At 44.9% G+C, this 24,596-nt stretch carries 24 protein-coding genes; 9 read left to right on the plus strand and 15 right to left on the minus strand.

Translation table 11 applies throughout. From position 1 onward, the window contains the following. The first annotated feature begins 71 nt into the window (after nt 1-71). From mreC to tldD, 7 genes are all read left to right on the plus strand, one after another. Nucleotides 72-1,121, plus strand: coding sequence for a rod shape-determining protein MreC (gene mreC, locus AC5JQI_RS02140; RefSeq protein ID WP_493913566.1), 1,050 nt, complete (start codon nt 72-74; stop codon nt 1,119-1,121). Then, entirely contained in the window at nt 1,121-1,609 is a 489-nt protein-coding gene (gene mreD / locus AC5JQI_RS02145) for a rod shape-determining protein MreD (RefSeq protein ID WP_092549227.1), read from the plus strand. Before mreC ends, mreD begins: the two co-directional genes overlap by 1 nt. Nucleotides 1,610-1,696: 87 nt before the next feature. Beyond that, complete coding sequence (locus AC5JQI_RS02150; RefSeq protein WP_493913567.1) at nt 1,697-2,284, plus strand: Maf family protein; 588 nt, start codon at nt 1,697-1,699, stop codon at nt 2,282-2,284. Then, complete coding sequence (gene rng / locus AC5JQI_RS02155; protein WP_493913568.1) at nt 2,281-3,750, plus strand: ribonuclease G; 1,470 nt, start codon at nt 2,281-2,283, stop codon at nt 3,748-3,750. The genes AC5JQI_RS02150 and rng overlap by 4 nt, the downstream gene beginning before the upstream one ends. Nucleotides 3,751-3,840: 90 nt before the next feature. Then, complete coding sequence (yhdP, locus tag AC5JQI_RS02160) at nt 3,841-7,659, plus strand: AsmA2 domain-containing protein YhdP (protein WP_493913569.1); 3,819 nt, start codon at nt 3,841-3,843, stop codon at nt 7,657-7,659. Then, entirely contained in the window at nt 7,656-8,504 is an 849-nt protein-coding gene (gene nit1, locus AC5JQI_RS02165) for a deaminated glutathione amidase (protein WP_493913570.1), read from the plus strand. The genes yhdP and nit1 overlap by 4 nt, the downstream gene beginning before the upstream one ends. Before the next feature lie 17 nt (nt 8,505-8,521). Beyond that, nucleotides 8,522-9,967 (plus strand): metalloprotease TldD, encoded by a 1,446-nt coding sequence (gene tldD / locus AC5JQI_RS02170; RefSeq protein WP_493913571.1) that lies wholly within the window; start codon nt 8,522-8,524, stop codon nt 9,965-9,967. A gap of 308 nt (nt 9,968-10,275) precedes the next feature. On the opposite strand, the gene AC5JQI_RS02175 is transcribed toward tldD, so the two are convergent. Further along, on the minus strand, nt 10,276-11,181 hold the full coding sequence (locus AC5JQI_RS02175; RefSeq protein ID WP_493914587.1) for a D-2-hydroxyacid dehydrogenase family protein: 906 nt from the start codon (nt 11,179-11,181) through the stop codon (nt 10,276-10,278). 255 nt (nt 11,182-11,436) lie between these two features. After that, nucleotides 11,437-11,973 (minus strand): ribosome biogenesis factor YjgA, encoded by a 537-nt coding sequence (gene yjgA, locus AC5JQI_RS02180; protein WP_092549209.1) that lies wholly within the window; start codon nt 11,971-11,973, stop codon nt 11,437-11,439. 198 nt (nt 11,974-12,171) lie between these two features. Between yjgA and pmbA the strand changes: the two genes are divergently transcribed. Then, nucleotides 12,172-13,515, plus strand: a complete 1,344-nt coding sequence (pmbA, locus tag AC5JQI_RS02185) for a metalloprotease PmbA (protein ID WP_493913572.1) — start codon at nt 12,172-12,174, stop codon at nt 13,513-13,515. Between the two features lie 50 nt (nt 13,516-13,565). Here pmbA and rnk read toward each other — a convergent pair whose 3' ends face one another. The 3 genes from rnk to cynR all read right to left on the minus strand — a co-directional run bounded on the left by rnk (nt 13,566) and on the right by cynR (nt 16,712). After that, a complete protein-coding gene (gene rnk, locus AC5JQI_RS02190) occupies nt 13,566-13,976 on the minus strand; it encodes a nucleoside diphosphate kinase regulator (RefSeq protein WP_237386535.1) in 411 nt (136 codons plus the stop codon). 205 nt (nt 13,977-14,181) lie between these two features. Beyond that, the gene (alr, locus tag AC5JQI_RS02195; protein WP_493913573.1) at nt 14,182-15,414 is read right to left on the minus strand and encodes an alanine racemase; all 1,233 of its coding nucleotides are present in this window, start codon (nt 15,412-15,414) and stop codon (nt 14,182-14,184) included. Nucleotides 15,415-15,824: 410 nt separating this feature from the next. Then, nucleotides 15,825-16,712 (minus strand): transcriptional regulator CynR, encoded by an 888-nt coding sequence (gene cynR / locus AC5JQI_RS02200; RefSeq protein ID WP_493913574.1) that lies wholly within the window; start codon nt 16,710-16,712, stop codon nt 15,825-15,827. 130 nt (nt 16,713-16,842) lie between these two features. Here cynR and cynS point away from each other — a divergent pair, with 130 nt between their 5' ends. Continuing rightward, nucleotides 16,843-17,313, plus strand: a complete 471-nt coding sequence (gene cynS / locus AC5JQI_RS02205) for a cyanase (protein WP_493913575.1) — start codon at nt 16,843-16,845, stop codon at nt 17,311-17,313. A 118-nt stretch (nt 17,314-17,431) separates the two neighbouring features. Here cynS and npr read toward each other — a convergent pair whose 3' ends face one another. The 10 genes from npr to kdsD all read right to left on the minus strand — a co-directional run bounded on the left by npr (nt 17,432) and on the right by kdsD (nt 24,576). Beyond that, nucleotides 17,432-17,704 carry a PTS phosphocarrier protein NPr gene (gene npr, locus AC5JQI_RS02210; RefSeq protein WP_237386539.1) on the minus strand — a complete coding sequence of 91 codons (273 nt, stop codon included), beginning with the start codon at nt 17,702-17,704 and terminating at the stop codon, nt 17,432-17,434. A gap of 23 nt (nt 17,705-17,727) precedes the next feature. Continuing rightward, on the minus strand, nt 17,728-18,579 hold the full coding sequence (gene rapZ, locus AC5JQI_RS02215; protein WP_493913576.1) for an RNase adapter RapZ: 852 nt from the start codon (nt 18,577-18,579) through the stop codon (nt 17,728-17,730). Nucleotides 18,580-18,618: 39 nt separating this feature from the next. After that, nucleotides 18,619-19,086, minus strand: coding sequence for a PTS IIA-like nitrogen regulatory protein PtsN (gene ptsN, locus AC5JQI_RS02220; RefSeq protein ID WP_493913577.1), 468 nt, complete (start codon nt 19,084-19,086; stop codon nt 18,619-18,621). 114 nt (nt 19,087-19,200) lie between these two features. Further along, entirely contained in the window at nt 19,201-19,488 is a 288-nt protein-coding gene (gene hpf, locus AC5JQI_RS02225) for a ribosome hibernation promoting factor (RefSeq protein ID WP_237386542.1), read from the minus strand. A 23-nt stretch (nt 19,489-19,511) separates the two neighbouring features. After that, nucleotides 19,512-20,951, minus strand: a complete 1,440-nt coding sequence (gene rpoN / locus AC5JQI_RS02230; protein WP_493913578.1) for an RNA polymerase factor sigma-54 — start codon at nt 20,949-20,951, stop codon at nt 19,512-19,514. 69 nt (nt 20,952-21,020) lie between these two features. Further along, nucleotides 21,021-21,746, minus strand: a complete 726-nt coding sequence (lptB, locus tag AC5JQI_RS02235) for an LPS export ABC transporter ATP-binding protein (RefSeq protein ID WP_237386544.1) — start codon at nt 21,744-21,746, stop codon at nt 21,021-21,023. 6 nt (nt 21,747-21,752) lie between these two features. Continuing rightward, complete coding sequence (gene lptA / locus AC5JQI_RS02240; RefSeq protein ID WP_493913579.1) at nt 21,753-22,301, minus strand: lipopolysaccharide ABC transporter substrate-binding protein LptA; 549 nt, start codon at nt 22,299-22,301, stop codon at nt 21,753-21,755. Further along, nucleotides 22,282-22,875: an LPS export ABC transporter periplasmic protein LptC gene (lptC, locus tag AC5JQI_RS02245; RefSeq protein ID WP_237386546.1), complete on the minus strand. Its 594-nt coding sequence runs from the start codon at nt 22,873-22,875 to the stop codon at nt 22,282-22,284. The genes lptA and lptC overlap by 20 nt, the downstream gene beginning before the upstream one ends. A 17-nt stretch (nt 22,876-22,892) precedes the next feature. Beyond that, a complete protein-coding gene (kdsC, locus tag AC5JQI_RS02250; protein WP_237386547.1) occupies nt 22,893-23,456 on the minus strand; it encodes a 3-deoxy-manno-octulosonate-8-phosphatase KdsC in 564 nt (187 codons plus the stop codon). Between the two features lie 151 nt (nt 23,457-23,607). Continuing rightward, nucleotides 23,608-24,576 (minus strand): arabinose-5-phosphate isomerase KdsD, encoded by a 969-nt coding sequence (gene kdsD / locus AC5JQI_RS02255; RefSeq protein ID WP_493913580.1) that lies wholly within the window; start codon nt 24,574-24,576, stop codon nt 23,608-23,610. Nucleotides 24,577-24,596: the final 20 nt, after the last annotated feature.

The following is a 24,596-nucleotide window of genomic DNA, read 5'->3' on the forward strand; positions in this document are numbered from 1 at the left end:
GAATGCCTCCTTGCTGACTGTTTGGGAGTTTTACCTCGTATGAGACAATACAGCTCAACAATGCGCAATTTATGAAGCCGATTTTCAGCAGGGGACCTTCTCTGCAATTACGACTCTTTTTTGCTGTTATTATTGCCATTATTTTGGTTGTGGTAGACAGCCGCCTTGGTGTTTTCAATAAAGTCCGTAGCTATATGGATACGGCTGTGAGTCCTTTCTATTTTCTTGCTAATGGGCCGCGCCAATTTTTGGACGGTATCTCTGAATCGTTGACCAGCCACAATCACCTTGAGCTGGAGAATCGTACCCTGCGTAATGAATTGCGGTTGCAGAGCAGTAAGCTGTTACTGTTGGATCAACTGAAGCATGAAAATGCCCGTCTGCGTGAATTACTGGGATCGCCGCTGCGCCGTGATGAACATATGATGGTATCTCAGGTGCTTTCAGGGGGTATGGATCCTTATCGTGATCAAGTTGTCATCGATAAAGGTGCCAAAGATGGGGTATATGAAGGGCAACCCGCCATCAGTGATCGGGGAGTTGTGGGGCAAGTTATTTCGGTGAGTCAGTTGAGCAGCCGGATATTACTAATTTGCGATCCAACTCATGCACTGCCTGTGCAGGTGCTGCGCAATGATGTTCGTGTGATTGCCGGTGGCACGGGCTGTTCGGACGACCTTCAGTTAGAACCCCTGCCAAGTGATACGGACATTCGTGTCGGTGATGTTTTAGTGACGTCCGGTCTCGGGGGACGTTTCCCGGAAGGTTATCCCGTAGCAGTAGTTTCTTCTGTCAAAATAGACAATCAGCGGGCTCATGCTGTTATCCATGCGCGCCCATTGGCTGAATTGCGACGCTTACGTTATCTGCTGCTATTGTGGGGGGCTGATAATAACCCATCTGAACCCATGCCACCTTCGGAAGTCTACCGTGCAGCCAATGAGCGTTTGATGCAGATGTTGCCACAAGTACTGCCTAATCCATCAGCAGAACAACCACAATTGCTGACGCCGAAGGCGGGTACGGATAAAGCGAAAGGGGAAAATCAAGCGCCATCAGCAACAACATCGGCAGAAAAGCCATCATCAAAACCGCCATCAACAGCTACAGGAAATCGCTAATGAGCCAGTACCATAGCAAAGGACGTTGGGTCATTTGGTTATCTTTCCTGATAGCAATAGTGTTACAAATTATGCCGTGGCCGGAACAGTTTTTTATGTTCCGGCCCACGTTATTAATGTTGTGCTTAGTTTACTGGCTGCTTGCACTTCCCCATCGTGTCAGTGTCGGCACCGGATTTGTGTTGGGGCTCATCATTGACTTATTGCATGGAAGTATTCTGGGAGCACATGCTCTGGCGTTTAGCCTGATCAGTTTTTTGATGGCCTTCAAATTTCAGCTTATTCGGAATATGGCTCTTTGGCAGCAAGCTTTGGTTGTCATGGGGCTTTCAACATTGATGAACATTTGTGTTTTCTTAGCCCATGCTTTATTACCGAAGACAACCTTCCATCCTGAAGTGTTCTGGAATGGTTTGGTCAATGGTATTCTCTGGCCCTGGCTATTCTTATTAATGCGGAAAATCCGCCGTCAATTTTCAGTTCGCTAAAGGCGGTTTCTGTATTAAATGAACTGATATTAAGAGCCTACTGCAAATAAAATAGTTTACTGGGATAGGCTCTAAGGATGACTCACAATGAAAACCATTTATTTAGCTTCTGGCTCACCAAGACGGCGTGAGTTGGTGGGATTGTTAGATTTTAATTTTGAGATCCTGACACCTCAGGTCGAAGAAAAATGGCGTGAAGGAGAGTCTCCGCAGCAATATGTTACTCGACTGGCCAGAGAAAAATCTCAGGCCGGGGTTGCACTGGCACCGCATGATTACCCTGTTTTGGGGGCTGATACTATTGTCGTATTAGATAACCGTATTTTGGAAAAACCTCGCGATCAGCTACACGCCACAAAAATGCTCAGTGCTTTATCAGGCCAGAGCCACCAAGTCATAACCGCTGTTGCTTTATCGAACAGTCAATGCGTCCTCAGCGAAACAGTCATTACAGATGTGACATTCCGCCAGTTATCCCAACGGGAAATACAGGAATATATCGCAACTGGGGAGCCGATGGATAAAGCCGGAGCTTATGGCATTCAAGGTAAGGGCGGTTGTTTTGTCAGAAAAATAAATGGCAGTTACCATGCTGTTGTTGGCTTGCCACTGGTGGAAACGTATGAATTAATCACACGATTTTTAGCGTTAGCTGACGGGAAAAATTATTCATGACAGCAGAGTTATTAGTCAATGTAACGCCATCCGAAACGCGGGTTGCTTATATTGATGGTGGTGTATTGCAAGAAATCCATATTGAACGGGAAGCCAGAAGGGGCATTGTCGGGAATATTTATAAAGGTCGCGTGAGTCGGGTTTTACCCGGAATGCAGGCGGCTTTTGTGGATATCGGACTGGAAAAGGCCGCTTTTTTGCATGCTTCAGATATTATGCCTCATACTGAATGTATTGCAGGTGAGGAACGGAAAAATTTCCATGTCAGGGATATTTCCAAGTTGGTACACCAAGGACAGGATTTAATTGTTCAGGTAGTGAAAGATCCCCTTGGTACAAAAGGTGCCCGTTTGACTACGGATATCACTTTACCATCACGTTATCTGGTATTTATGCCGGGAGCATCGCATGTGGGTGTTTCACAGCGAATCGAGAGTGAACAAGAACGTGAACGTCTGAAAAGCATTGTCATAGATTACTGTGATGAACATGGTGGGTTTATTATCCGTACTGCTGCCGAAGGTGTGGGAGCAGAAGAAATTGCGCAGGATGCGGCATTTTTAAAGCGCTTGTGGAGTAAGGTCATTGAGCGCAAGAAACGTAATATCACCAAAAATAAAGTATACGGTGAACTGGCTCTGGCTCAGCGTATTTTGCGTGATTTTGTCGGTGCTTCCCTTGATCGCATTCGGGTTGATTCGCGCCAGACATTTATTCAATTGCAAGAGTTCATTGATGAATATATTCCTGAGATGAACGCCAAGCTGGAATATTTTCAGGGGGAGCAACCAATATTCGATCTCTATGGCGTGGAAAATGAAATTCAGCGGGCGCTAGAGCGTAAAGTGGAATTAAAGTCGGGTGGTTATCTGATTATTGATCAGACAGAAGCCATGACCACAATCGATATTAATACAGGGGCTTTTGTCGGGCACCGTAATTTGGAAGAAACTATCTTTAGTACCAATATTGAAGCAACACAAACCATCGCCCGACAATTAAGGCTGCGCAACTTGGGTGGTATCATTATCATTGATTTTATTGATATGGATAATGAAGAGCATCGTCGTCGTGTATTGGCTTCCTTGGATCTGGCATTAAGTAAAGATCGTGTGAAAACAACCATCAATGGCTTCTCTCAACTGGGGCTGGTGGAGATGACGCGCAAGCGTACAAGGGAGAGCCTCGAACATATATTGTGTGATAGCTGTCCGACTTGTCAGGGACGCGGCACAGTGAAATCGGTTGAAACCGTATGTTATGAAATATTGCGTGAAATAGTGCGTGTTAATCGTGCCATTAATGCAGATCGTTTTCTGGTTTACGCCTCTCCTGCCGTTAGTGAAGTCCTGAAAGGAGATGAATCTCACGCATTGGCAGAAGTAGAAATTTTTGTGGGTAAACAGGTCAAAGTACAGACAGAGCAGCTTTACAGTCAGGAACAATTTGATGTGATTATGATGTAGTCATGAAATAGTTACGATGTAAATATGAGCTTGCAGACATCTGTTTGCATATTGATATAACGCTACAACGCTGACACCAAGGAGACATGTGTGAGGCGACTGCCGGGCATATTATTAGCGATAGCCGCAATAGTCATTATCATTGTGGCTTTGCTTGTCAGTGGATTGCGTTTCTTCCTGCCACATATTAATGAATATCGTCAGCAATTATCTGAGAAAATTACTGCGGTGACAGATATACCTGTCAATATTGGTTACATCAGTGGTCACTGGGAGTCATTTGGCCCCAGTCTGGAAATTCGTGATATCAGCGCGAAAGCTGAAAATGCCGATATCCATGCCAAAAAGATAGAACTTTCTCTGGATGTCTGGCGCTCTCTTTTGCAACGACGTTGGTATTTTCGTGATCTGTCCTTTTACCAGCTTCAGGTTAACTATAACAAGGCTCTGTTTGGGCAAGATGGCGATAGTATGCTTTCAGAATCAGACAGCGTCTCTTCTTTATTTCTTGAACAATTTAACCATTTTGATCTGAACGATAGTCGATTCAGCTTTTTGACGCCATCCGGTGAAAAAGCTGATTTACTGTTGCCACAGCTTACGTGGCTGAATAAAGACAACCGCCATCGGGCACAAGGCAGTGTAAGCCTTTCTTCGATTAATGGTCAGGAAGGTATTGTTCAGGTAAAGCTAGACCTGACAGATACTGATGGATTTATCAAGAGTGGCAGGATTTATTTGCAGGCCGATGATATTGACATGCGGCTATGGCTAAGCCGTTGGTTGAAGGATAACACGGGGCTGGAAAATGCCCATTTCAGCTTGGAGAGCTGGATTAATTTGCAAGATGGGCGCATTGATAGCGCGCACCTGCAACTCAAACAAGGGACGGCTGACTGGCATGTTGGGAATGAAAAACACCAGCTTGCAGTTAATGATTTACTCTTGAAAATGCGTCGTCAGGGGGAAGGCTGGTTATTCAATATTCCCAATTTATCAAACCTGAAAACCGATAACCAGCAATGGACTGAGGGGTATATCAAAGCGCTTTATCTTAATCAGTCCCGTCAATACCAGAGTAAAGATCACTGGCGCATTCGTGCCGAAAACATTCAGCTTGAACGTTTAAATGGCATATTGCCGACGCTCTCTTTTTTAACACCTGATGTTGTCAAAGATTGGCAATACCGGCAGCCGAAAGGAATGCTCAATAATTTTGCCCTCGATATTACGCCAGAACTTCCCGAAGAGATGGGAATAAGTATGGAATGGCAGGATATAAGCTGGTTACTCTGGAAAGAATTGCCTTCCGTCAGCCACTTCAGCGGCATGTTAGATGGTAATAAGCAGCGGGGAACTTTCAAATTCAAATTGCAAAACAGTACCATTGATTATGGGAACATGTTTCAGGCTCCGCTCAATATCGTCGACAGCAAAGGGCGCATTGAGTGGAAAAATGATCGTCATGGCCTGGATTTATGGGGGAAGGGGCTGGATCTACAGGCCACATCACTGTGGTTCAACGGGGATTTCCGCTATCAGCAACCGCAAGCCGCCCCGCCTGTGCTGGAAATGCTCGCAGGGATCCGACTTAATGATTTAGGTGAGGCATGGCGTTATTTTCCTAAAACACTGATGGGGGAAGCGCTGACGGATTATCTGACAGAATCTTTGATTAAGGGAAAGGTCGATAAGGCGACTTTGATTTTTCATGGCAATCCCCATGATTTTCCATTTAAACAAAACAACGGCCAATTTCAGGTCTTTGTTCCTTTGCACAATGCAACCTTTCAGTATCAACCTGACTGGCCAGCCCTGCTGGATCTGGATATTGACCTGAATTTCCAGAATAACGGATTGTGGATGCAGGCCCAGAAAGCGAGATTAGGCCGGGTGGACGTCCACCAAGTTTCGGCGGCGATCCCTGATTATGGTCAGGATAAACTGTTCATTGATGCTGAATTATCCGGCGATGGGAAAAACATCCACGATTATTTTAATCACAGCCCATTGGCGGGATCGATTGGCAGTGCATTGGATAGCTTGCAGCTTGAGGGAAAAGTGGATGGCAGACTCCATCTGGGCATTCCCTTGGAGCAGGGTGACGTTAATGCGAGTGGTGAGGTGATACTCAAAGACACCCAACTGTTCATCAAGCCATTGGATAGCAAAATGGAACACCTCAGCGGTAAGTTCCGTTTTGACAATGGTAATTTAACCAGTGACTCACTGTCTGCCCATTGGTTTGAAAATCCGTTGTCCCTGCATTTTTCTACCAAAGATTTACCTAAACATTATCAGGTAGATGTGAACTTGGGTGCACATTGGGCGGCACAGACATTGCCGGGACTGCCTGCCGAGATCCGCAGTAAGCTATCTGGAACACTGAATTGGCTGGGTAAGGTAAATATTACAATACCTTCAAGTGATCTATCCTCAGAGGATAAGGTGAAATACCGTGTTGCAATAGATGCCGATTTGTCACATATCAACAGTAAATTACCGGTATTGGATACACCATCCCTGCGGAAATGGAATAACGTCAATATCCTTGCTGCCGGCGATCTGGATCAACTCCAGATGAAAGGCTCAATCGGTGAACGATACGCGTTCAACACCCAATGGATGTTGGAGAAAAAACATACCCGCTTGCAACGGGGTATTCTGACAACGGATGGCGAAGGATACCCGGCGTTGCCGAAAAAATCGTTGTTGGCGTTAGAATTACCTGCAATTGATGGCGAAAAACTGTTGGCGTTAATTGAGCCTTTGAGCCGGCATTCATCGGCAGATAATGGTTTGCTGTGGACAAACGTATTTGAAATTTCTTTACCTTCACTGGATCTTGCTGGACAGCGCTGGAATCAGCTGGCATTCAATGTCGTCCGACAAGCGGATAGCATGAATGTCAGCGCGGTCGGTGAAGAGATTGACGGCAGTCTGTTTATTCAAAAAAATAAACCAATGCAGGCATCAATCAATTATCTTTATTACGATCCACGGTTTGTGGCAGATCCACTAGTTGATGCCGACAAGTTAACGTTAAATAAAGCATCATCACCTCATTATTCTCTGGATAATTGGCCGTCACTGAATATTACATGCGCAGAATGCTGGATTGCTGGACTAAAACTCGGCAAAGTAACTGCGTCGATTAAGCCGGAAGGTGATTCCTTGATTCTGACCAATGGACAAGTGGAGAACAGTGCCGGGAAGCTGACCTTATCCGGTCGGTGGTATGAGAGTGACACCGGAAGCCATACCCAAGCCAAAGGGCAATTATCGGGAGAAAAATTCGATGACATGGCCGCTTATCTGGGGTTCATCGTTCCGATTATTGATGCACCTTTCAACTTTGATTTTAACATGAGGTGGCAAGATGTTCCGTGGCAGCCGGATCTCAAGACACTGAACGGGACGTTGACTGGAAATATGAAAAAAGGGGCTATCGCCAAACTGGGTGGTGGCAGGGCAGGGCAATTACTGAGACTTATCAGCTTTGACGCCTTGTTGCGTAAATTACAATTGGATTTCAGTGATACATTCGGTAATGATTTCAACTTTGATGCTATTCGTGGTGACGCAACGATAAAAAATGGCGTTATGCATACCGATAATTTCCTCATTGATGGATTAGCAGCAGATATTAATGCCACAGGATGGACAGACTTAGTTCATCGTCAGACCAATATGGATCTGGTGATTACACCAGAAATTTCGACAACGGTGGGAGTAGCGACAGCCTTTGCCGTCAATCCGGTGGCTGGTGCAGCAGTTTTTGCGGCAACAAAAGTGCTGGGGCCGCTATGGAATAAGGTATCAGTGATTCGCTATCGGTTAACGGGTAGTCTCGAACAGCCTAAAATTGATGAAGTTTTACGTCAGCTTAAGGAGAATAAAGGGTCATGAGAAACGTTAATGTTGCACTTTTACAATTATGTAGTGGAACGAATGTTAAATATAATTTAGCGCAAATCGAACAACAGATTAAGCAACTGCCAGACACAGTAAAATTAATTCTGACCCCGGAAAATGCGTTGCTGTTCGCCGATGCTGAAACCTACCGCCAATATGCAGAAGTGCAGGGAAATGGGCCATTGCAACAAGCGGTCAGTGAGATGGCACAGCGTTACGGCATTTGGTTGCTGATTGGTTCCATGCCAATGATCAGTCGGGAAGATCCCTCCCGCATCACGAGCAGTAGCCTGTTGTTTGATGATCAGGGTAAAATCCGTGCCCGCTACGATAAAATCCACATGTTCGATGTCAATATCAACGATGAACATGGTGCTTATAACGAATCCACCATTTACCAGCGTGGAGAACACATTACCGTTGTTGATACACCCGTTGGTCGTTTGGGCATGACTATCTGTTATGATTTGCGTTTTCCCGGGTTATTTCAGGCATTGCGTGAGCAGGGGGCTGAACTTATCTCTGTTCCGGCTGCTTTCACTCGCCTGACGGGCAAGGCACATTGGGAACCACTGCTGAGAGCACGTGCTATTGAGAATCAATGTATTATTTTGGCACCAGCACAGGTTGGCGTACACGGCACCCGCAGAACATGGGGCCACTCAATGGCAGTGAGTGGTTGGGGAGAAATTATCAGGAAAAACCCGCTGACCGTCAGCGCATTACAGCTTAATATCCGGCGGGATAGTCTGACTCACATGCGTGAACAGATAAAAGTGGTCAAACATAATCGATTCCGCCCACAACTGACTTCTTTGATAAAAAAGAATACAAATTAAGGTAAAGAGTAATCACTATGAGTTTAACTTATGTCAGTGAACACTTACTGGCTGCTAATAATCTAAATCATCAAGACTTATTTTCTGTTTTGGGTCAATTGGCAGAACGTCGTCTGGACTATGCCGATCTCTACTTCCAATCTAGTTACCATGAAACATGGGTATTGGAAGACCGCATTATTAAAGATGGTTCTTATAATATTGATCAAGGTGTAGGTGTTCGCGCGATCAGTGGAGAAAAAACCGGTTTTGCTTATGCTGATCAAATTACACTGGTCGCATTACAGCAAAGTGCGCAGGCAGCCCGAAGTATTGTGCGGGAGGTCGGCAATGGCATTGCACATACGTTAGGTGCCGTTACGCATAAAGCACTTTATACCGCTGTTGACCCATTGCAGAGCATGAGTCGGGAAGAAAAAATTGCTTTATTGCATCGGGTTGATCAAATCGCCCGTGCAGAAGACTCCCGCGTACAAGAGGTCAATGCCAGTCTGAGCGGCGTTTATGAGCAGATGTTGGTAGCAGCAACAGATGGCACATTAGCCGCAGATATTCGTCCATTGGTACGTCTTTCCGTCAGCGTGTTGGTGGAAGAAGATGGCAAACGTGAACGTGGCGGCAGTGGTGGTGGTGCTCGTTACGGCTACGAATATTTTCTGCAAACTGAAGACGGTCAAGTATTGGCAGATCAATTTGCCCGTGAAGCGGTTCGCATGGCACTGATTAATCTGTCAGCAGTTGCGGCACCGGCGGGTACGATGCCGGTCGTATTGGGCGCTGGCTGGCCGGGAGTTTTGCTGCATGAAGCGGTAGGGCATGGTCTGGAAGGTGATTTCAACCGCCGTGGTACATCAGTTTTCTCTGGTCAGATTGGTCAAAAGGTAGCTTCTGAACTTTGCACCGTGGTAGATGACGGAACCATTGAAGGACGTCGTGGCTCATTGTCTATTGATGACGAAGGCGTACCGGGGCAGTACAACGTTCTGATTGAAAATGGCATCCTGAAAGGCTATATGCAGGATAAACTTAATGCCCGCCTGATGGGTGTAGCTCCGACAGGCAACGGTCGCCGTGAATCTTATGCGCATCTACCAATGCCACGCATGACCAATACGTATATGCTGGCAGGGAGTTCCACACCAGAAGAAATTATCGCCAGTGTTGACCGTGGGCTGTATGCTCCGAATTTTGGTGGTGGCCAGGTGGATATCACGTCCGGTAAGTTTGTTTTCTCAACCTCAGAAGCCTACTTAATCGAAAATGGTAAAATTACGAAACCTGTGAAAGGAGCAACACTGATTGGCTCCGGCATTGAAGCCATGCAGCAAATTTCTATGGTTGGCAATGACCTTGCCCTAGACAAAGGTGTCGGTGTATGTGGCAAAGAAGGCCAGAGTGTCCCGGTCGGTGTTGGTCAGCCAACCCTTAAACTGGATAACCTGACCGTAGGCGGAACAGCCTGATAATTCTTGAGCACAGACTGAATAGCTTATTGTTGTTTGAAGAAGCGGAAGAAGAGCTGGAAGGAAAACTGCGGTTTAATGTGATGGATTGAACTTTTTCTGCTTTTTTATAAAGATACGGTTATCTATGCTTCTGGGGATTAATGAGAGGCTCTTGCCTCTCACCAGAGGCCAGCCTTTGGCTGGGCAAATTCGTTCCCGACGAATTTGTTGTTCCCTCGCCGTCGCGCTGCATTTTTAAATCTATTGGGTATAGTGACAAGATATCCCCCTTCTGAAAAAGGAGGATAAAGTTAAAAAATAAATTATTATTTATTAATTACATGACTTTCATCACCAGAAAAATATTTTTCAATATTTTTAAATGCGTTTTCGAAGTAAATGTCATAGCCGCTTTTTGTGACATAGCCGATATGTGGGCTACAAAGAACATTATCCCGTTGTAATAAAGAGTGGCTGGTATCCCAAATTGGCTCAATATCAAAAACATCCAATGCAGCAAAGCCGGGAGTGCCTAAGTCGAGTGCTTTTTCTAATGCTCCTGCTTCTATCAACCCAGAGCGTGCGGTATTTACCAATACTGCGGTAGGTTTCATGTGAGTCAGATCGGAAAGTGTGATGCTGCCGATAGTTTCTGTCACTAATCGTTGATGCAGGGTAACAGCATCTGAAGTTTGGAAAAATTCCTCACGACAGCTTGGAACGATTAGCCCCTCCTGTTGTGCTTGTTCTTGTGCACGTGTTGATCCCCAAACTTGCACTTTCATATCAAATGCTTGTGCATATTTGGCCACAAGCTGGCCTATCTTGCCATAACCGACGATTCCCAGTGTCTTACCTGCTACGGTATCACCAAATTCCGTCTGCCAATGACCTGTTTTCATTGCTTCTACAGAAGGAGTAAATTTGCGTATGGTACTTTGAATTAATAACCAAGTTAATTCGGCTGCGGCAATAGGTGAACCCGTGCCCTCAACAACAGCTATTCCGCGCTGTCTGCATAACTCCAGATCAATATTGTAAGCTACTTTTCCCGTCTGGCTGATTAATTTTAAATTGGGTGTTTTAGACAACAGTTTCTCATCAATGAGGGTTCTTTCACGAATGAGTATCAGGACATCTGCTTTGGATAATAGCTCTTCTGCTTTAGGATCACGGTCAAGGGCACCGAGGCAAACGACTTCAAAGTCACTGTTTTGGTATAAAGCCTGAATTTTTTTGTAGCTTCTTGATAATCATCAGGAATAATAACTAACGGCATTTGAGATGTCCTTTGTATGGTTTTCAGTCACTTTAGGGAACGGAGTGGAGATGATTTAAAGTAAAAAAGCCACCCCATTAAATATTACATTTCTGCATCATTTATCTCAAAGTGTTAACTTAAACCGATTTAATACAATGGTAATGGAGAAGGGGGATGACAGAGGGAAATACCGCCAATTCTTAACGAAATGGCGGTGGAGGGCTGATTAAGCTGATTCCGATAACTCTTTCAGATATTGGAAAATCTGACGGTAAGATTTTGGTGGCTTGTTAGCCGCTTTCTCTTTTTTAGCATTGCGAACCAGTGTGCGAAGCTGTTGACGATCTGTATGCGGATACAGCGCAATAACTTCCTCAAAAGCATCATCATCTTCGAGCAATTTATCACGCAGCTCTTCCAGCTTGTGTAAAATAACGATTTGCTGGTTGTGACGATTTTTCAGTTTATCCAGCGCAATGGTGATGGGTTCAGGATCACGGGCACGCAATAATTTTCCGATTAATTGTAATTGGCGGCGACGACCTTCACGTTTGATTTTCTGTGCCAGTTCAATGGCAGCCAGCAAATCTTCATCCAGTGGTATCCGCGCCAGTTGGTTTTTGCTGAGTTCAACCAGTTCCGTTCCCAACTTTTTCAGTATTTCAGCGTCTCGTTTGATTTCGCTTTTACTGACCCAGATTATCTCTTCTTCTTCCTCTTCAGCAGGATAATTGTCGAGCCAATCTTCAGGCTGCTTTGCCATAATTGTTTTCCTTCTAAAAAGGTCGGATAAGGTGTGTTTTGGAGCATGACCTATCGTCCGGTGGGTGTTAACATCCTAATATTGTGTATTGTAACTGGGAAAATTGCCTGATTACCACTCGGCATTCATGCCATGACGTGGGCGGAGGCATTTTTTCTGACGAGTTTTCTTTTTAATTCATTGGATTATGGTTAATTAATGATAGTCACCAATCAACAAATCGCAGAGCAGCGTCAGCAACTGGAAGATGCAGTTGCCCATGCTCTGGAATTAGCGCAAGCCGGTTGTGATGCTGCGGAAGTCGCGGTCAATAAAACCACGGGAATTAGTGTCAGCACCCGTTTCAGTGAAGTCGAAAATGTTGAGTTTAACAGTGATGGCGCTCTGGGGATAACGGTTTACCATCAGCAACGCAAAGGCAGTGCTTCCTCTACGGACTTAAGCCCTGAGGCAATTGCCCGTACTGTTCAGGCTGCTATTGATATCGCTCGCTACACATCCCCTGATCCTTATGCCGGCCCTGCCGATAAGCAATTATTGTCATTTGATGCACCGGAATTGGATCTTTTCCACCCTGCTGATATGGATGCTGATACGGCCATTGAATTAGCAGCCCGTGCTGAACAAGCCTCATTACAGGCAGATGAACGCATTACTAATACCGAAGGCGGTAGTTTCAATAGTCATTATGGCATTCGGGTATTCGGTAATAGCCATGGTATGCTGCAAAGCTACTGTTCAAGTCGTCACTCTATGTCTAGCTGTGTGATCGCAGAGCAGAATGGCAATATGGAGCGCGATTATGCCTATACTGTAAGTCGCCATTTCGATGATCTGAAATCCCCTGAATGGGTTGGGCAGGAGTGTGCTCGTCGTACACTTTCCCGTCTGGGCGCGCGCAAGTTACCAACGATGAAAGCACCGGTTATCTTTTCTGCGGAAGTGGCAACAGGTTTGTTTGGTCACTTGGTTGGCGCGATCAGCGGTAGCAGCATTTATCGTAAATCTTCTTTCTTGCTGGATAGTCTGGGCAAGCAGATTCTGCCTTCATGGTTAACAATTCAAGAACAGCCGCATTTGCTGCGTGGACTGGCTTCAACACCTTTTGATAGTGAAGGTGTGCGTACAACGCCATGTGACATTATTAAAGAGGGTGTTTTGCAAACTTGGCTGCTGACTTCTTATTCTGCCCGCAAGTTGGGAATGGTGAACACAGGCCATGCCGGTGGCATTCATAACTGGCACATAGCGGGTCAGGGACTGGATTTTGCTGGTCTGTTGCGTGAAATGGGAACGGGACTGATTGTCACTGAATTGATGGGACAGGGTGTCAGTGCGGTTACAGGTGATTACTCCCGTGGCGCATCCGGTTTTTGGGTTGAAAACGGCGAAATTCAATATCCGGTCAGTGAGATTACCATTGCTGGTAACTTGAAGGATATGTGGGCGAATATGGTAACAATTGGTGATGATATCGAAACACGCAGCAATATTCAGTGTGGTTCGGTATTGCTGCCGGAAATGAGTATCGCCGGTCAATAGGGATACTCAATCAACAGCAGCCAGTTCGGTCTAACTGAGCTGGCTGGAAATTAGCGGTGATATTCTCCTGTGGCTTCGGGTTGGTAAAGTATCTCTAATACCTTTATTCGGGTTTTTTCACCGTTCGGTAATGCCCAGTTTATTTCATCATTTACCCTAAGCCCTAAAAGAGCTGCGCCCATAGGAGCCATGACTGACAGTTGTTTGGTGCTGTCCTGCAGGGAAGCAGGGTAGACCAGCGTGCGAACACGTTCTTCATTGTTACTCAAATCAATAAAGCGAATTTCACTGTTCATTGTGACAACATCCGCCGGGATTTCTACCGGAGGAAGAATTTCTGCCCGATCCAGTTCTTCATTCAAAGCATCAGCAATGCTGGTATTGGCAAATGCGGGTTGTTCCAACAGAGAATCTAAACGTTCAGCATCCAGTTCATTAATGATAATTTTAGGTTTTTTCATACCACACTCCAAATTAGGCTCAATACAAAATAACACCCCGCATCGCAAGGAGGGGGTGTTATTTTCAAAAGTGATTAAAGTGATATTAGGCTGTTCTGTCATGAAAATAAAGAGATCATGATCACGAACTGTTTTGTGTTGTTAATGAAATAAGGTTCATTCACCCCAAAAAAGAGGGATCACCCGCTATCATCTTAAGCGCAGGTTAAGCATCTGTGGTAACAACACGTGGGTTGGTTTCTCCCCAGATAGAAGAAAATTCAACAATGTGCATTCTACCCCATTTCTGAATATCAGACTGGGTGATTTCGTCATTACCTTGTTTACCGAAAATGACCACTTCATCACCACTCTTCACGTCTGGCAGATCGGTAACATCGACCATCACAGTATTCATGGAAACGCTGCCGACAACAGGCACACGGTGACCGTTGATCAGGACGTAGGCTTTGTTTGACATGGCAGAACTAAAGCCATCAGAGAAACCCACTGGCAAGTTAGCGAGCATGGAATCACGTTTCAGAATGTGAGTATTGTCGTAGCCGACACCATTACCTTTAGGATAAGGTTTAACAGAAGCGACACGGGTTTTCACTTGAATCAATGGTTTGAACTCCGGGTGGCTGGTGGTCAGAATGCCGTACAGCGCACTACCCACGCGAGCCATATCGAATTGGGCTTCAGGAATGCTGAGTGATGCAAAGGAGCTTGATGCGTGCAGCGTAATCTCATCTCTTTTCAGGTTTGCTGTTTTGATCAACCAAGAAGTTTGTTCTTTGAAATTTTTAATGCTGTCACGGATTGCATCTATATTGGTGAATGCGTGGTGGCTCATCATGCCGACCAGTTTCAGGTTAGGCAACTGAGTGATTTTCAGCGCTTCTTGTTTGCCCTGCTCAGTTTTCATTTCCAATCCATTGCGGCTCATGAGACCAGTGTTCAGCATCAGATGGACGTGAATTTCTTTACCGTGCTTTTTGGCCAGCGCATCAATGGCCTTAGCCTGTTCCAGATCGCCGATTATCTCTTCCATGTCATAGCTCAGAGTGCTTTCAATTTCAGACACATCAGCCGTGCGGACACGGATCAGTTGTCCTTTAAAGCCACTTTCACGCACGATGCGAGCTTCTTCATTACTGGTGATCCCCACACAAGGCACGTCGGTTTTAATGATGGATGGCATCAACAGGCCGATACCATGACCATAAGCATCACCTTTCAGAACCGCACACATTTTGGTGTCTTTGTTCAGTTTTTTTTGCAATGTGTGGATATTATTTTCGAAAGTGGTGGTATTGATTTCAACCCAAGCGTTATTGGTTGTTGCGATGCTTTCTGCGTGGGTGTTATCTAAAGAGAGCACAGGTGCAGCTTGAACAGCGCCTTGGCATAGACTCAGACCAAGAAGAATTGCCAGTGTAGTTTTATTAAAACTCATGAAATGAATCTCCAGTTGAGGATTTGTGAGTGAAATGCACTGTGTAAATACCCCTTAATAATAAGTTTTTTCTTAGGTTATTTCACACTGTTAACTCATTGAGAAGTAACATTTATTATGTATTTAATGCTATTTATAAATAATCGGAATTATTAACTAATATTATTATTTTATGTGGTTATTTTTATTGTGGTTAAAGTATTCGTAAGCAAAATATATGAATGTTTTTTTATCTTTTGTCGGTTTTAATCGCTATTTTTTCGAGGAAAGCTGTCGAGCAGATTTGGTGTATCGCCATCATTCAGAGAGGTAGAGGCGCTATATCAGTCACATTCCAGCCCGACATTTTAAAATGGTACGGATCTAGGCAGCTTGTACTGTGAGCTTGAATCGTACTAGTGGTGTAACGCTCATAAATGTATTTTTGCAGAAAACTCTTGCGCCATAGCAATAAATGCCCGTGCTGCTGCTGTTTGCCATGCCCCATAACGTTGCATTAATACCGCTGTTCTTCTTGGCTCATCAGCCACTAATGGAATAGTAACCAATCCATTATCCCGACGAGGAATATCCACGGGAAGCAGTGTTACAAGTGATGTCCGGCGAATAACTTCCAAAATAGCACTAATCGAACTCATCTCCATTTGTACTTTTGGTTTGATATCCCGCTGACAAAACAGGTGATCAATTTGCGCCCGGGTGACAAATTCAGGACGCAGCAGAATAAGTTTTTCATGATGAAGTTCGTTAAAAGTAATCGATGCTTGATGCGCTAATGGATGCTGATCAGCAACCACAACTGCTAATGTTTCTGTCATCAACTTTATTGTAGTGATGTCTGATGAATGGCTTTCTTCAAAGGCAATGCCGATATCAATATCATCATTAAGTAACATCCCCTTTATTTTTTTCTGGGATATTTCTTGTAGTTGTAACGTAATGTCCGGATATCGTGAATAAAAATCAGCGACTAATGGCCCTATAAAATAATTGGTAAACGTTGGTGTAACGGCTATTCGCAGGGTTCCCCGGCTAAGATCTTCAACATCATGAATAGCGCGTTTTCCTTCTTCCAGACACTGAAAAGCGCGACGTACATATTGTACATAGACCTCTCCTGTATCCGTCAGGCGCGTATTTCGTCCTGTGCGATCAAATAACTGAATGCCAAGATTCTTCTCTAATATTTTGATTTGTTGTGACAATGCGGGTTGTGATATGTGCAAAACGTCTGCGGCACGGGTAAAACTTTGTTGCTCAGCAACCGCTAAAAAATACCAGATATGACGTAAATTCATTTTGTTGACTCATTATTTTTTTGAATGATCGTCATTATGAATGAGACTTTTTATTTATAAAATAATGCGCGTAATCTCCCCTGCACGTAAATAATCACAGCTTAATTCATTTTCTTAACGAGGCATTGCTATGATCCAGTCACAAATCAGTCGTGAAGTCCGTTTAACATTAGCTGACAAAATCTTAGCTATCAAAGCGAAGAAAGATCTGTCATTTGCAGAAATTGCAGATGATACCGGTTTGACCGAAGCGTTCGTTACCGCAGCAATCTTAGGCCAGCATCCGCTGCCTAAAGAGATTGCGGTTATGGTCGGTCAAAAACTGGATCTGGACAGTGATGATGTGCTGTTACTACAGACTATTCCTGTTCGTGGCAGCATTGATGATCGTATCCCGACTGACCCGACCATGTATCGTTTCTATGAAATGTTGCAGGTTTACGGTACAACATTAAAAGCACTGGTTCATGAAAAATTCGGGGATGGCATTATCAGCGCTATCAATTTCAGATTAGACGTGAAAAAAGTGGTCGATCCTGAGGGTGGTGAACGTGCAGTCATTACACTGGATGGCAAGTATTTACCAACAAAACCATTTTGATCATCATTCCGTTTATTATCGTCTGCACTAATCCGGGTAGGGATAAAACAGAGACCCAAAGCTGAAAGTTGCGTTTTCTCAGCTTTGAGAATGAGGGGATGGAGTTAAAAAAGGGTAATTATTCCTCATCAAATCCTGCATTGAAAAGTGCTATGATGGCAGTCAGCGCTTGCTGTTCATCCTTCCCGCTTGCTTCTACTTCAATGTAACTGCCCTGCTCAGAATCCAGCATCAGCATGGCAATGACGCTACTGGCTTCAGCCTGAATATTGCTGCTGTTGCGCAAAATGACCTGCGATTGAAACTGTTGCACAAGATCATGTAGTTTCATGGCAGGCCGTGCATGCATTCCGAGCCGATTTTTGATCTCAAGTCTTTGTTTGACTGTCACTATTATGGCCTGCATTATTGATATTATTTGCGTTTTTCCAGTGTGCGGTGACGTGATTGCACATTTTTACCACGGGAACGGAAATAATCTGCTAACTGTTCAGCAACATAGACAGAACGATGTTTACCGCCCGTACAGCCGACGGCTACAGTCAGGTAGCTGCGGTTGTTGGTTTCCAGCATGGGCAACCAAAGTTCAAGGTAACTGCGGGTTTGGTAAATAAAGTTATGAACCTCGGTATGGCGATCCAGGAATGCGGCAACAGGGCGATCCAGACCGGTCATTGGACGCAGTTTTGGGTCCCAGTGAGGGTTTGGCAGGAAACGCACATCGAAAACATAGTCTGCATCAATTGGGATACCATGTTTAAAACCAAATGATTCAAATACCATAGTCAGTTCACGTTCACGTTTACCCAGTAAACGTGTCCTGAGCATTTCTGCCAGTTCGTGAACGGACATTTCAGATGTGTCGATGATTAAGTCGGCGCGTGAACGCAGGGGCTCCAGCAGGTCGCTTTCTTGGTCAATCGCACTTTCCAGTGACAGGTTTTTGCTGGAAAGTGGGTGCAAACGGCGGGTGTCACTGTAACGGCGGATCAGTGTATTGCGATCAGCGTCAAGAAACAGAAGCTGTGGTGAAAAACTGTCAGGTAATTGTGTCAAAGCTTCTTCGAAAATTTCCGGCGACTCCGGCATGTTTCTGACATCAATGCTAACCGCAGCGGAAATGTTGCGTTCAGCCAGTGTGCTTGCCAGTTCTGGCAACAACACGACCGGCAGGTTATCTACGCAATAGAAACCCATATCTTCCAGCGCCCGCAGAGCAACGGACTTACCAGAACCTGAACGACCACTGACTATCATCAGCACCATGAGGTGACTCTCCTAAATGTTTATAATTGTATTAGTTATTTATTCAGTAATAATTTTATATAGCTCTTCGTCACTCTGTGCTGAACGCAGGCGACGGCAAAGGTTTTTATCTGCAAGGCGCTTTGCTATTAATGATAGCGAGTGTAAATGGGTTTGACACTGGTCTGATGGCACCAATAAAGCGAACAGTAAGTCAACAGGCTGATTATCAATGGCATCAAAAGTAATAGGGTGCTCCAGATGCAAAAACACGCCAACGGCATTGTGTGAGCATTCCTTGTCTAATTTGCCGTGTGGGATCGCAACCCCGTTGCCGATGCCTGTTGTGCCTACTTTTTCGCGGGAAAGAATGGCTTCGAACACGGTATTTTCCGGTAATTCAAGCTGTTTTGATGCTAGCTCACTGATAATCTCTAAGGCTCGCTTCTTACTCGAACAAGGTACGTTATTGCGTGTACATTCGGGTGAAAGCACTGAGCTTAGCGGTAAATCTGTTTCGTTGTTCATTTCTTTATTCACTTAGAGCCTTGTGATACCAGATGCCTCAAGGCATCTGGTATTAATGCACTGCTTCCAGACAGAACAGTGTAATTTTATGACGGCCCCGTTGTCTGGAAACTGTTAATGTTGTCTCAATTTACTTTTGTGTTTGGTCAATTGACGAGCGAGTTTATCTGCCAATGCATCAATTGCCGCATACATGTCTTCATGCTCTGAGGTGGCATGCAACTCACCTCCGTTGATGTGCACTGTGGCTTCCGCGATTTTTTGCACTTTTTCCACTCGGAGGGTGACCTGAATGAGGTTAATCTTATCGAAATATTGATCCAGTTTGCCGCATTTGGTGTTCACAATGTTGCGCAGTGCATCTGTGATTTCAATATTGTGGCCTGTGACATTGAGTTGCATAGTGTTTTCCTTCTCTGTGTTGTTCAAACCAGCTTTTTACGTTGGTTTGAAGGCGGGATGGATAACGACTCTCTATATTTTGCGACAGTTCGGCGTGCCACCTGAATGCCTTGGTCGGCCAGCATGCTGGTCAATTTATTGTCACTCAGGGGCTTGGCCGGATTTTCTGCCGCGACCAGTTTTTTCACCAGGGCACGTATTGCGGTAGAAGAGGCTTCGCCTCCGCTATCGGTATTGACATGGCTGGAGAAAAAATATTTAAGCTCAAAAATACCTCGCGGACTATACAGATACTTCTGGGTCGTCACACGTGAAATGGTGGATTCATGCATATCAACCTGATAGGCAATATCGGCCAAGACCAGCGGTTTCATATGCTCCTCACCATATTCAAAAAAATCTTGCTGCCGCCCAACAATGCAGCGGGAGACTTTCAATAAAGTCTCATTGCGGCTTTCGAGACTTTTGATAAGCCATTTAGCCTCTTGCAAGTTATTGCGAATGAAGAGGCTGTCACTTTCATTATGGGCTAACTGTCCCAGTGCTGCATAGTGTTGGTTGATACGCAGGCGGGGGATGCTATCGGTATTCAGCCTGACTTGCCAGCTGTCATTTTCTTTTTGCGCCAATACATCTGGAATAACATACTCGGACTCACCGGTATTGACTACTAACCCCGGTTTCGGCTCCAGTGATTGAATAATATCAATTGCCTCTTTCAGAACATTTTCTTTTAATTTGCTCTGACGTAATAAATTACGGAAGTCTCGATTACCCAGTAGTTCAAGATACTTACTAACGACGAGTTTAGCTTCATTCAAGTAAGGTGTTTCGGGTGGCAGCATGGAAAGTTGGATAAACAGGCATTCACGTAAATCACGGGCGGCAACCCCAATCGGATCAAAATGTTGTATGCGCTTGAGAACAGCTTCGACTTCTTCCGGTGTTAGTTCATCATCGCCCATGCAGGCAAGGATCTCTTCGGTAGAAACAGTCAGATAGCCGCTGTCATCAATCGCATCAATGATCGATGTGGCAATGGCAGCGTCCGTCTCAGTAAAGGGGGTTAATCCTGCCTGCCACATAAGGTAGTCTTGGAGTGTCTGGGTTGTTTCCCCTTGATAAACGGGAAAGTCATCATCACCGTGATCACTGTGGCTTCCTGAAGGCGTACCAGCGGTATAAATTTCATCCCAACTGGTATCCAGTGGCAGCTCTTTGGGCATATCTTTCTGTTCAAGCGCTTCGCGGGTATCCATTACTTCCATTTCAGTTTCTGGAAGATCTCGATTCTCCACTTCCTGATGCAGCTCATCTTGTTCAAGCAGTGGATTAGTTTCAAGTGCCTGTTGGATTTCTTGCTGAAGCTCAAGCGTAGAAAGTTGCAACAAACGGATAGCTTGCTGGAGCTGGGGCGTCATCGTCAGTTGTTGACTGAGCCTGAGTTGCAAACTTTGCTTCATAGCGTTACTACTTTCTCCTTAATCTAGCTTGAATGATCCCTTAAATTACGCCTGACAGAAAAATCAGAATCAAAGGCGGAAGCCTTCACCCAGATAGACGCGTTTTACTTGCTCGTTATTAAGGATGTCATCAGGGCTGCCGTGGGCAATCAAGTGACCTTGACTGACGATATAAGCACGTTCACAGACATCCAGTGTTTCACGGACATTGTGGTCAGTAATCAGGACACCCAATCCGCAGTCTCGCAGGTGTTGAATGATCTTTTTGATATCCAATACGGATATCGGGTCAACACCGGCAAAAGGCTCATCCAGCAAGATGAATTTGGGATTGGCGGCCAGCGCGCGGGCAATCTCCACGCGGCGGCGTTCACCACCAGAAAGTGATTGCCCAAGGCTATCACGCAGATGGGAGATATGAAACTCTTCCATCAACTCTTCTGCGCGCGTTTTTCGTTGTTCTTTGTTAAGGTCTTTGCGGATCTCAAGGACGGCCATCAAGTTGTCGAAGACGCTCAGGCGGCGGAAGATTGAAGCTTCTTGCGGTAAATACCCTATTCCACGTCGGGCGCGTTCATGTAGCGGCAATAAGCTGATGTCTTCTTCATCAATGGAGATAGAGCCTGCATCACGTGGAACAATGCCAACCACCATGTAGAAAGTGGTTGTCTTGCCTGCACCGTTGGGACCAAGTAAGCCAACAATTTCTCCTGACCTTACTTTCAGGCTGACGTTCTCAACGACCTTCCGGCCCTTATATGCCTTTGCCAAATTTGCTGCGTTTAGTATTGCCATAAGTCGTTATTTACTCTTTTTGTGAACTTCAGCGCCTTGGGTACCCGGGCCTTTGTCTTGTAATTGGGCAGGCAACAGGACGGTTGTGACATGTTTACCTTTATCACTAAAGGCTTCCATTTGCTGTGTCGGCACGAGGTAGGTGATTTTGTCACCCTTAATATTACTGTCTAGCTGTTCAAGATAGGCATTACCTGTCAATGTGATCAGCTCTTTATCCATTTCATAGCGCATCTTTGCTGCATGCCCTTTGAGGGGTTTGCCATCATCCTGCAATTGGTAGAAAGTAGCAGGATTACCGTAGGCTTCAATGACCGTTTTATTCGAATCCCCATCTGGACGAGTGACAACGACTTTATCAGCATGAATGTCAATTGAACCTTGCTTTACTATGACACTGTCCGTAAATGTGGCAACGTTCCCTGTTAAATCCAGTGACTGTCTTGCAGAGTCGATGGTAATGGGTTGTTTCGTATCATCTTTCAAGGCCAGTACGGGCAAGCTGACAGCAAAAAAGGTACTGGCAATAACGGTATTACGGATTAGGTTGTTCATGTGGAATCTCATATCGGGTAGTCACCTTTTCAATCAGTTCAGCGGTTTTGTTTCGCAGATTGCCGCGCATTTTCATGCCAACAGATTTCAGACCAACCCCAGTGAGAGTGACTTGATCATCGGACGCTACATCTTGTGTTGTAAGATTAACGGTCGCATTATCTGTTGTGATTTTCTGCAATTGTGATGCATCGTTCAGGCTATTCACTAGGACATTCCCATACAGATAGAGCATATTGTCATTAGTTAGTCTGGCTTTATCGGCACTGACTGTCCATGTGGCTTTCCGGGAGTCTGAGGGATTGTTGGAGTCATATGTTGTTAATACGGGCTTGGTAAACCAAGTCAGCTTCGTATCAGCGAAATTTTTGACATCATCGGCCACTAATTTGTAAAGCAGTTTGCCCTCCGGATCATGGACAAAGGTAACCGCTTCCTGTGTTTGATAAGTGGGATAACCGTCATCTACGATGGATGATGAAGAGTCGTCATTTACATTCGATAAATTCCAGCCAATTAGCGCAAGTGCGATAAGTCCGAGTATTGCGATCAACCAGGATTGAATTTTGCTCATTCTTTTTCAGTTTTAGTTTATATGGATAACCCTTTGGCACCTTCCAGCTTATTCTGAGCGAAGAGTACCAAATCACAAAGTTCCCTGACTGCACCACGACCGCCTGCAATCCGAGTCACATAATCTGCCTTTGGCAACAGCAGTGGATGGGCATCAGCAACCGCAACAGATAATCCAACTTGTGCCATGACAGGCCAGTCAATAAGGTCATCACCAATATAGGCAATTTGATCTGACTGTAACACTAGTTTATCCAACAGTTCTTTATACGCCAAAATCTTATCGCTCTGACCTTGGTAAAGATGTGTAATACCCAGTGTTTCAGCTCGATTTTCTAGCAGTTTTGCTTTGCGGCCGGTAATAATGGCAACTTCAATACCAGAAGTGATTAAACAACGGATACCATAACCATCACGAACATTAAAGGCTTTCAGTTCTTCTCCCTCATTGCCCATATAGATCAACCCATCAGACATTACACCATCCACATCACAGATTAGAAGACGGATTTTACGGGCTTTTTCGATAATATCTTTGCTGACTGGGCCATAGCAGGTGTCCAGATAATCTCTTTGATTCATTAAGGAATTCTCTTAAGGTTTATATCCTTCATCTTTCAAGTTGCTGCTTTACTGGCTGTGCGGCAACTTGAAAGCGACTGGGTATACTATACCTGTTTGCATCAAACTTGTTTTATGTGATTATTTTATGCGATTGTTTTATACAATTCGTTTATACAACCCCGGCCTGTAAAAGATCATGCATATGCAGTACACCAAGCAATTTGTCTCCTTCTGTGACCAGCAAAGACGTGATGTGGCGTGATTGCATCAGATTTAAGGCATCAACAGCCAGTGAATTGGATTTGATGCGGATACCGCCAGTAGTCATGACATCAGCAATTTTTGCGTTGTTTAAATCGATACCCATATCGAAAACACGGCGCAAATCACCATCGGTAAAAATACCCTGGATTTGCATGTCATCATCGCAGATAACCGTCATCCCCAGTTTCTTTCGGGTAATTTCCACCAGACCTTCGCGTAAAGTCGCATTACGGGAAACATGGGGAATATCATCACCGACAGTCATTAAATCACTGACCAGCAACAAGAGTTTGCGTCCGAGCGTGCCACCGGGATGGGAGAGGGCGAAGTCTTCAGCAGTAAAACCACGGGCTTGCAAAAGCGCAATGGCCAAAGCATCTCCCATGACAAGTGTTGCTGTTGTACTGGTCGTCGGCGCCAGCCCCAATGGACAGGCTTCCTGAGAGGTCTTAATACATAAATGGATATCTGCGGCTTTTCCCATACTACTGCTACGATTGTTGGTCATGCAGATGAGTGGAACTTTTTGTCTCTTAAGCACAGAAATCAAAGCCAGAATTTCATTTGACTCACCAGAATTTGAGATTGCCAGCACAATATCTTTTTGTGTCACCATGCCGAGATCGCCATGGCTGGCTTCGCCGGGATGGACAAAAAATGAAGGAGTACCGGTACTGGCAAATGTCGCTGCGATCTTTCGCCCAATGTGACCGGATTTTCCCATTCCCATGACAATGACTTTTCCTTCACAACCAAACATTAATTCACAGGCCTGGCTGAAATCGTCATTAATGTATTGTTCCAGATCGGCTAGTCCATCAAGTTCGATGTGTAATACTTTTTTACCTGCTTGTTGAAAATCGATTTTAGGCATTTCTACTTCCCACTCAATCA

The organism is Xenorhabdus sp. XBWT, from assembly GCF_059072735.1.

What these genes read in the sequence shown, in the direction of transcription:
- mreC (WP_493913566.1), top strand. Translation starts at nt 72, where the DNA reads ATGAAGCCGATTTTCAGCAGGGGACCTTCTCTGCAATTACGACTCTTT.
- mreD (WP_092549227.1), top strand. Translation starts at nt 1,121, where the DNA reads ATGAGCCAGTACCATAGCAAAGGACGTTGGGTCATTTGGTTATCTTTC.
- AC5JQI_RS02150 (WP_493913567.1), top strand. Translation starts at nt 1,697, where the DNA reads ATGAAAACCATTTATTTAGCTTCTGGCTCACCAAGACGGCGTGAGTTG.
- rng (WP_493913568.1), top strand. Translation starts at nt 2,281, where the DNA reads ATGACAGCAGAGTTATTAGTCAATGTAACGCCATCCGAAACGCGGGTT.
- nit1 (WP_493913570.1), top strand. Translation starts at nt 7,656, where the DNA reads ATGAGAAACGTTAATGTTGCACTTTTACAATTATGTAGTGGAACGAAT.
- tldD (WP_493913571.1), top strand. Translation starts at nt 8,522, where the DNA reads ATGAGTTTAACTTATGTCAGTGAACACTTACTGGCTGCTAATAATCTA.
- yjgA (WP_092549209.1), bottom strand. Translation starts at nt 11,973, where the DNA reads ATGGCAAAGCAGCCTGAAGATTGGCTCGACAATTATCCTGCTGAAGAG.
- pmbA (WP_493913572.1), top strand. Translation starts at nt 12,172, where the DNA reads ATGATAGTCACCAATCAACAAATCGCAGAGCAGCGTCAGCAACTGGAA.
- rnk (WP_237386535.1), bottom strand. Translation starts at nt 13,976, where the DNA reads ATGAAAAAACCTAAAATTATCATTAATGAACTGGATGCTGAACGTTTA.
- alr (WP_493913573.1), bottom strand. Translation starts at nt 15,414, where the DNA reads ATGAGTTTTAATAAAACTACACTGGCAATTCTTCTTGGTCTGAGTCTA.
- cynR (WP_493913574.1), bottom strand. Translation starts at nt 16,712, where the DNA reads ATGAATTTACGTCATATCTGGTATTTTTTAGCGGTTGCTGAGCAACAA.
- cynS (WP_493913575.1), top strand. Translation starts at nt 16,843, where the DNA reads ATGATCCAGTCACAAATCAGTCGTGAAGTCCGTTTAACATTAGCTGAC.
- rapZ (WP_493913576.1), bottom strand. Translation starts at nt 18,579, where the DNA reads ATGGTGCTGATGATAGTCAGTGGTCGTTCAGGTTCTGGTAAGTCCGTT.
- ptsN (WP_493913577.1), bottom strand. Translation starts at nt 19,086, where the DNA reads ATGAACAACGAAACAGATTTACCGCTAAGCTCAGTGCTTTCACCCGAA.
- hpf (WP_237386542.1), bottom strand. Translation starts at nt 19,488, where the DNA reads ATGCAACTCAATGTCACAGGCCACAATATTGAAATCACAGATGCACTG.
- rpoN (WP_493913578.1), bottom strand. Translation starts at nt 20,951, where the DNA reads ATGAAGCAAAGTTTGCAACTCAGGCTCAGTCAACAACTGACGATGACG.
- lptB (WP_237386544.1), bottom strand. Translation starts at nt 21,746, where the DNA reads ATGGCAATACTAAACGCAGCAAATTTGGCAAAGGCATATAAGGGCCGG.
- lptA (WP_493913579.1), bottom strand. Translation starts at nt 22,301, where the DNA reads ATGAACAACCTAATCCGTAATACCGTTATTGCCAGTACCTTTTTTGCT.
- lptC (WP_237386546.1), bottom strand. Translation starts at nt 22,875, where the DNA reads ATGAGCAAAATTCAATCCTGGTTGATCGCAATACTCGGACTTATCGCA.
- kdsC (WP_237386547.1), bottom strand. Translation starts at nt 23,456, where the DNA reads ATGAATCAAAGAGATTATCTGGACACCTGCTATGGCCCAGTCAGCAAA.
- kdsD (WP_493913580.1), bottom strand. Translation starts at nt 24,576, where the DNA reads ATGCCTAAAATCGATTTTCAACAAGCAGGTAAAAAAGTATTACACATC.